Here is a 7426-nt window from a genome sequence, read left to right on the forward strand (position 1 = left end):
GTAGTGGAGATTAGAAGTTGCTTCAGGGGATGTGTGATCAGCAGAAAGTATCACTTTCCCTGAAACTGAAGCAGGCAGCCTGAATCTCTACACAGTGCTCAGCGCCATCCTGTTCCCGCTGCTCGGCTTGATCGCCGTCGCAGGCATCGCGCAACGCCTCAAGGATTTCTAAGCCTAACCTTCCATATAGTATAGTAGTTAGCGTATATGAAAAAGAATATATGCTAACTACTTTATTGTTCCAGGAAGGAAGGAATATCTTGAGCGTATTTAAATCTTCGACCTCGACAAGCGAGATAACCAATACCCCGGCTATCACACGCGCCCTGGCGACGCTGGATGTGGTGCTGGACATGCGCAATCCAGTCCATGTTGTCCTCAGCAATGATGGGAAGCGCGTAGCCATTGTGGTCTCTGAACGGGCACCGGACGAGCAGAAAAAACGTCAGCGTATCTGGCTTGCAGAGACAGATGGCAGCAAAGAGGCCCATCCACTTATCAGTGGTAAGCGCGACGAAACTTCTCCCTGCTGGTCCCCGGATGGCAAGCAACTGGCCTTTGTGACGCAGGCAGAGGGCGAGAAGGAAAAACCCCAATTGCATATCATCTCAGCCGAAGGGGGCGAAGCAAAGCTGATCTGTAAGCTGCCCAACGGCGTAAGCAATCTGGCCTGGTCCCCCGACGGTAGCCGGATCTCCTTTCTCTCCCTGGAGGGCGAGGAGCCAAAGAGTGATCCTAAAGTACTGGCCCCGGCACGCTATCAGCGTCTCTGGACCGTACGTGCCGAGCAGGCTCTCCCTGAAGCTGTCACGCCCCGCGATATCATGGTGATGGAATATGTCTGGTCGCCTGATAGTCAGTCTCTGGCTCTCTACTACGCCCACGGACCTGAAGAGAACGATTGGTATCATGGACAGATTGGGACCGTGGCGGCCTCCGGTAGCGCGGTACGCCAGCTCACATCCCTCAAATTGCCAGCGCGTGCCCTGGCCTGGTCGCCCGATGGTACACAGATTGCTTTTCTGTCCGGTAGCTGGAGTGATCCAGGACGTGGCGTGAGCGATATCTACGCGGTCACGCTGGCGACGCAGCAGGTGCGCAATCTGACTCCTGGGATTGATGGCAGCCCGGCCTGGTGTAGCTGGTTCCCTGATGGCCGTCATTTGCTCTTTGCGATGGTGAAGCACGTCACGCATCAGATTGGCCTGCTCGATAGCCAGGACGGTACAATCAGGCTGCTGGACACAGATTTTGTCATGCAGGATGATCAGCCGTCCCTCTGGCTCACACCGAATCATCTTAGCTGTGCAACCGTCCATTCGGGGGCGCAGTTGCCACGCGATGTCTGGACTGGCAACCTGATTCTTGAGGATAACCTGCCTACACGGATCGAATGGCGGCAACTGACACACTTGAATACATTGGCCGTGGAAGTGTTGCCTCGGGTGCAATCAGAGCGCATCCGCTACAAGAGTGAGGATGGACAACTGGTTGATGGCCTCTTTACAGTCCCTCCCATTGCACAGGCAGGTGAATTGCCGCCGCTCTATGTAGATGTGCATGGCGGCCCCTCCGGTGCTGAATGCGATTATTGGGCGAGTTGGGATCAGATATTTCTGGCGGCTGGCTATGCTGTTTTTCGTCCTAACTATCGCGGAAGCTGGGGCCAGGGCATGGCCTTTGCTGATGCCGTGCTCGGCGATATGGGCGGCAAGGATCTCCAGGATATCCTGAGTGGCGTAGAGTATCTGGTGCGAGAGGGCAAGGTAGATGGCAATCGGGTGGCGATTGGTGGTTGGAGCAATGGTGGCTATCTGGCAGCCTGGGCTGTGACACAAACGGATCGCTTCAAAGCCGCTATGATGGGTGCTGGTATCTCAGATTGGCTGAACATGCATGCCCAGACCAATACTCCCGATGCCGATAGCATGTTGATGGCTGCTGATCCTCTGGAACATCCCGAAGCCTATTATCGCGCATCACCCATCACCTTCGCCGGACGGGTCAAGACGCCGACCTTGATCTTGCATGGAGAGGAAGATCCATGTGTCCCGGTCGCGCAGGCGTATGCTTTCTATCGTGCCCTGCGCGAACGCAATGTGCCGGTTGAATGCGTGATTTATCCCCGTGCGGGCCATGGTGTGAGTGAGCGTGACCACGTGCGTGACACCACTGAACGCCAGTTGCGCTGGTTTGAAGCTTATGTTATGTAAAAATAGCGGTGCAGGCAAGGGAGAGATGAATACCATTTCATCTCTCCTGTAATCCTGTATTGTGCGAAGGTTAGATCAGGATGAGGCTCCATTGCTGGTTACTGCCACCATTATCAGTCCATTGATCCACGCTGGCACCAGCAGCGGTTGAGTTGTTGGCGACATCCAATACTTTGCCGCTGTTGCGATTGACCAGTTTATAGTAGAGGCCATTGTCTACCGATACAATGCTCCATTGCTGGTTATTGCCGCCATTGCTGGTCCATTGGATGACCGCTGCGCCATCGGTGGTGGCTCCATTGGCGACATCCAATAACTGTCCGCTATGATTATTGATGAGATTATCATAGAAGCCATAGCCGGGGGCTGAGAGATTCCATTGCTGGCTTGCGCCACCATTATCGGTCCATTGGTCTATAGCGGCCCCGGCAGTGGTGGAAGCATTGGATACATCCAGGACTTTGCCACTGTTGCGGTTGACCAGTTTATAGTAGGCCGTCCCTTGATCCTGCCAGGTGCCAGCGGCGACATTGAGGGACCAGCTATTGTGCCAGCTAATGGATAGATTGTTGCCGCTGAACTGGATGGGCTGCCACACATAGGGAGAATCACCCAGGTCAGCAGGATTCCAGCGGTCACCCATGTAGATGTATGTGGTGCCCTGTGAGCCTGTGATGGGCAGTACAAAAGTGGTTTGAGAATTGAAGGTATTGGTGCCGCTCGGCGCAAAATTGCTCCAGGCCGACCAGGGGCCGGATAGTGAGGTCGCGCTGGTGTACTGATTATCGTTGGTATTCCATCCAGTGAGATGGGAGGCCAGCAGATAATAGCGCCCATTAGCGCGAAAGAGCGCCGGTGCCTCATAATCGGCGAATAGGGCGACCGAGCTTACCACGCTTAGATAGTCTGCTGATAGCTTGTCGATGCGCAGGCCATTGGCGCGATCTTCGGTCAGCAGATAGCCCGTGCCATCGCTATCCTTAAAGAGTCCCATATCGCGGCTCTGGTTGCCGAGCGGTTGGAAGCTGCCATGATAGGTGTAGGTGCCGCAGATACTGGAACTGGTGGCGACCCCGACCAGTGCCGCGCCATAGTTACTGGTATCCACATGCATATACATCACATACTGATGGGTAGAATCATTGTAGATCACCTTGGGGCGTTCGATGATACGGTTCGGACCGAGATCACCGCTACTCTGCTTTGTCAAAACATTCTGTACGAATGTCCAATGGACCAGATCAGTGGATGAATAGCAGGGTACATTTTGGAAATAGGCATTGCCAGATGACTCATTGGTCTTGTCTTCACCGAACCAGTAATAGGTTGAGCCAACCTGCGTAATGCCTTCCCCATGGGCCTGAATCTCGCGCCCGCTACTATCGCTCCAGGGCGTGCCAGGCACGATGCGTGTGGTAGCAGCCAGGGTCGGTGTGGTCGTGCGGATCAGGCAGAGAAGCAGTGCCAGGAGAAAAACCAGTATCCAGCGAGACACCTTCAGAGTTTTGAGTGGTAAACGTCGTAGAGACATGGAATCCGTTCCCCTTTCTCTCTTCGTTGATAGAGAGGATAACAGCAAAAGTAGCATCCAGCGGCACCTGTCGAATCAATAACAGCCATGTTACTTCTATAAAGGGGCACCTGCATAGGATGAGGCGTGCTATTGCTAAAAAAGCCAACAATAGCATCTTCAACAACAGTACCATCGATTATTCGCCCTGTCAACGCCAGCGCAAAGAAGATTTCCTATAACCATCCACGCTGGCGAAATTGTCAGAGGATGAAGGCGCTGATAGCCATAGCAGCTACCATCATCCCTATTGAAGGTTATTATACAAGCAGTAAATACATGTAATTATATATTATAGCATGCAGGTTAATAAAAAGCTTTTGTTTGATATATAAATATAAATATATGGATTTATCTATCTAATATTTTATTAGATGCTATAGGATTGCCAATGCTGAATAAGCGTGATATGATAAGAACATAGTTTCTAAAGGAGACCAGACTCCCAGTACCAGCGGGATCTTGCTGCTCACCTGTTGGCAGGCGCCGACGCGCCTGCGCCATTTATATTGTATGTTGCTGTAAATGTGCTATGCACATTTACAGCAACATACAATATAAATTGTTTGAGCACCGCAGGTGCGAAAACGCATACACAGAGATCGTGGAGAGCATGGGAGTCCGACACACTCTAAGCGAGAGGAATAAAATAAATGGCTGCGAGAAATCCATTTCCCATCCTGGATGGGCATAATGATACATTAAGTCGATTGAGCTCTTTAGAGGCTGCTGAGACTGGAGGAGGTCGGAACTTCCTTATCGAAAGCAAGCTGGGACATCTGGATCTGCCGCGTGCGAAGCGTGGCGGATTTGCTGGCGGCTTCTTCGCCATTTTTGCTCCTGATCCCAGGCAGGCCCAACTTATGCAAGAAAATCTGGTGATTGGAGAGAATGGCTATGAAGTTTATCCCTTTCCGGTGCTAGATCAGCTCTATGCGCAGCAGGTGACGCTTGATGTTATGGCACACCTGTTTCATCTGGAGGCTGAGTCAGAGGGACAAATCAAAGTTGTGCGTACCGTGGCTGAGATTATAGATTGTCTCCGACAAGGCATCATGGCTATCATCCTGCATTTTGAGGGCGCGGAGGCGATTGATCCACATCCACAACTTGATGCCCTGTATGATTTCTATCAGATGGGATTGCGCTCGCTGGGCATTGTCTGGAGCCGTCCCAATGCCTTTGGGCATGGAGTGCCCTTCAAATTCCCTGCTTCTCCTGATACAGGACCGGGTCTGACGTCATTGGGATGTGAGTTGGTGCGCGCTTGTAACCGTCTGGGCATCATGCTTGACCTGGCCCATCTGAACGAGCAGGGCTTTCGGGATGTGGCACGCCTCTCGGAGGCGCCGCTGATCGTCACGCATGCAGCAGTCCATGCCCTCTGTCCTTCAACACGCAATCTGACGGATTATCAATTGGATACGATTAAAGCTTCGCAAGGATTGGTTGGACTCAACTTTGATGTGGCGGATCTACGGCCAGACGCAAATATTGATCCCGACACGCCATTGGATCTCATCGTGCGCCACATTGACTATCTTGTCGAGCATCTAGATATTGAGGGGGTAGGCTTCGGATCGGATTTTGATGACGGAACGACGATGCCTGAAGCATTGAAGGATGCCGCGGGATTACCTGAGCTTGTTGCAGCGCTACGTGAGCATGGCTATGACGATGCTGCTTTACGTAAGCTGACTCATGAAAACTGGCTACGTGTCCTGAGTAAAACATGGCACTAACAAGAGAATCGGGAAGAAACATTTTGTATAAGAAAGGTTCGGTGCTAATGAACAACAATGCGACTCCACAGCGACTCTATCTCATGCAGTTGGGTACCTCGACCTTCCCAACCGATCCACCGATGCCAGGATCAGCTGGATGTTACCTCATTCAGACCAGTGATGGCAAGAATATCCTGATCGATAGTGGGTTTCCGGCGGACTCTGAGAATTCGACAGGTGTATCGCCAGCCATGACCGAAAAAAACGTGCTCGCACAACTGGCTGAGCTTGGCCTGCGCCCTGAGGATATCGATACCCTCATCTGTACCCATTTCGATATAGACCATGCAGGTTATCACGATGCCTTTACGCGGGCGGAATTGATCGTCCAGCGTGAACATTATGAATTGGCCCGGAGTGGACATCCTCGTTACGCAGGTGCGCGCCCACACTGGGATCATCCAGAGTTGCGCTATCGACTGATTGATGGAGACCGCGAGTTAATTCCTGGACTGACGCTGATCGAAACCAGCGGACATGCGCCCGGACATCAATCCGTCCTGGTACGCCTGCCTCAGACCGGCCCCGTATTACTGGTGATCGATGCCGTCATGTTCCAGTGTTTTTTCACACCGGAACGCAAAGCATGGGCATTTGAGAACGAGGAGCCATTGCGTGCCAGCACCCGCAAACTCCTGAATCTCGTCGAGTGTGAGCATGTGGCGCTGGTCGTCTTCGGCCACGACGGTCTCCAGTGGCAGACCCTCAAAAAAGCCCCGGCCTACTACAAGTAATAGCTGCAAATGCTGGGAAGGGATGTAGGTGCGCACCTACACTTCTCCACCATGATTCTCGTTCTTTGAGCAGTATTGTCTCTTGCGGTCGGGCACTCTCCTGGAAAGGTAGAAGGAGTAGGAGAGTTAAGAGGGGCAGGGTCGTACGATGAACGGAGCACGACCGCAAGGGATCGGGCCTTCATTACCAGGCAAGGGGCCAATTTGGAAGGGGTAATTGCCAGCAGATGCTAGAAATACTACAATGGATGGTAGTGTACCATCGTGCCAGCAAATATGCAGGGCAGGATGCTCGATTATTTTTCGCTGATTTGATCATGCGTTTGCATATGGAGTGTGCATATGTTGCCCGACATGAGTATATTTATACGGCCTGAGCATCGATCCACGCTAGAAATAGTGGGTGCTGTCCTATTGGCTGTTGTTATTTTGATGGCCGTCTCCTTTTTTCAGATCCATTATCGTAAGCTACGCCATATGGCAGAGGATCAGCCCGCTATATTGGGGAAGTTTGATGGAATTTTGCTCTTGTTCAGCTATATTTTTTATGCGTTGTTAACCTTTATTTTGACGCTCTTGATCGCTGGTGGGTTGTTGGAAGGGGCGATCTTTCTGGTCGTCTGGCTCACGCAAGGAATAGCACCCTTCTGGCCTCTCTTCTGGGGTGCGTTGGGATTTGGCCTGATACTGACATTCTCTACCACCTTTATCTTTTTGCGCAGCAGGGTGATCTATGAGGAGAGCAAGATGCTGCCGGTTGCGATGGAGATTTTTCAGGATGGTGTGAGATGAAGATATTTGATGCAATGAAACCCCTGGCAGGTCAGGTTGCTGTGGTGACCGGTGACCGGTGGCGGGCGCGGAATTAGATGTACCATTGCGCTGGCACTGGTTGCTGCTGGTGCCTCACGTCTGCGCCGCGAATGAGCATTGCTTTTCAGATCATCTGGGTCTTTGTCTTTTAGAGTGAATGCGGGGTGCAGGGGTGGCAGCCCAATACGGTTCAAATAGTCCATGCTCCTGCGGAGCACCCGGAACGATGAAAAGGAGGTAAAATAGGAGGTGAACCAGCGCCAAGATTCACAGATCGAGATGTTATCTAGTGGAACAAACCTGGGTTCAAAT

General features: G+C 52.0%; 6 protein-coding genes. 4 read left to right on the forward strand and 2 right to left on the reverse strand.

All coding sequences use genetic code 11. The features are described from left to right. Positions 1 to 260: 260 nt before the first annotated feature. On the forward strand, positions 261 to 2213 hold the full coding sequence (locus F1593_RS17410; RefSeq protein ID WP_172632203.1) for an alpha/beta hydrolase family protein: 1953 nt from the start codon (positions 261 to 263) through the stop codon (positions 2211 to 2213). A gap of 70 nt (positions 2214 to 2283) precedes the next feature. Here F1593_RS17410 and F1593_RS17415 read toward each other — a convergent pair whose 3' ends face one another. After that, positions 2284 to 3744 carry an RICIN domain-containing protein gene (locus F1593_RS17415; protein WP_172632204.1) on the reverse strand — a complete coding sequence of 487 codons (1461 nt, stop codon included), beginning with the start codon at positions 3742 to 3744 and terminating at the stop codon, positions 2284 to 2286. Between the two features lie 692 nt (positions 3745 to 4436). On the opposite strand from F1593_RS17415, the gene F1593_RS17420 reads away from it, so the two are divergent. From F1593_RS17420 to F1593_RS17430, 3 genes are all read left to right on the forward strand, one after another. Further along, a complete protein-coding gene (locus tag F1593_RS17420) occupies positions 4437 to 5525 on the forward strand; it encodes a dipeptidase (RefSeq protein WP_149402840.1) in 1089 nt (362 codons plus the stop codon). A 47-nt stretch (positions 5526 to 5572) separates the two neighbouring features. Further along, positions 5573 to 6301, forward strand: a complete 729-nt coding sequence (locus F1593_RS17425; RefSeq protein ID WP_149402841.1) for an N-acyl homoserine lactonase family protein — start codon at positions 5573 to 5575, stop codon at positions 6299 to 6301. Positions 6302 to 6643: 342 nt separating this feature from the next. Then, entirely contained in the window at positions 6644 to 7093 is a 450-nt protein-coding gene (locus F1593_RS17430) for a hypothetical protein (RefSeq protein ID WP_149402842.1), read from the forward strand. On the opposite strand, the gene F1593_RS29000 is transcribed toward F1593_RS17430, so the two are convergent. Beyond that, on the reverse strand, positions 7075 to 7426 hold a 352-nt coding region (locus tag F1593_RS29000), incomplete at its 5' end, for a hypothetical protein (RefSeq protein WP_216368898.1). The two genes, F1593_RS17430 and F1593_RS29000, sit on opposite strands and share 19 nt — an antisense overlap.

The sequence above is a fragment of the Dictyobacter arantiisoli genome (assembly GCF_008326305.1).
Classification (GTDB): domain Bacteria; phylum Chloroflexota; class Ktedonobacteria; order Ktedonobacterales; family Ktedonobacteraceae; genus Dictyobacter; species Dictyobacter arantiisoli.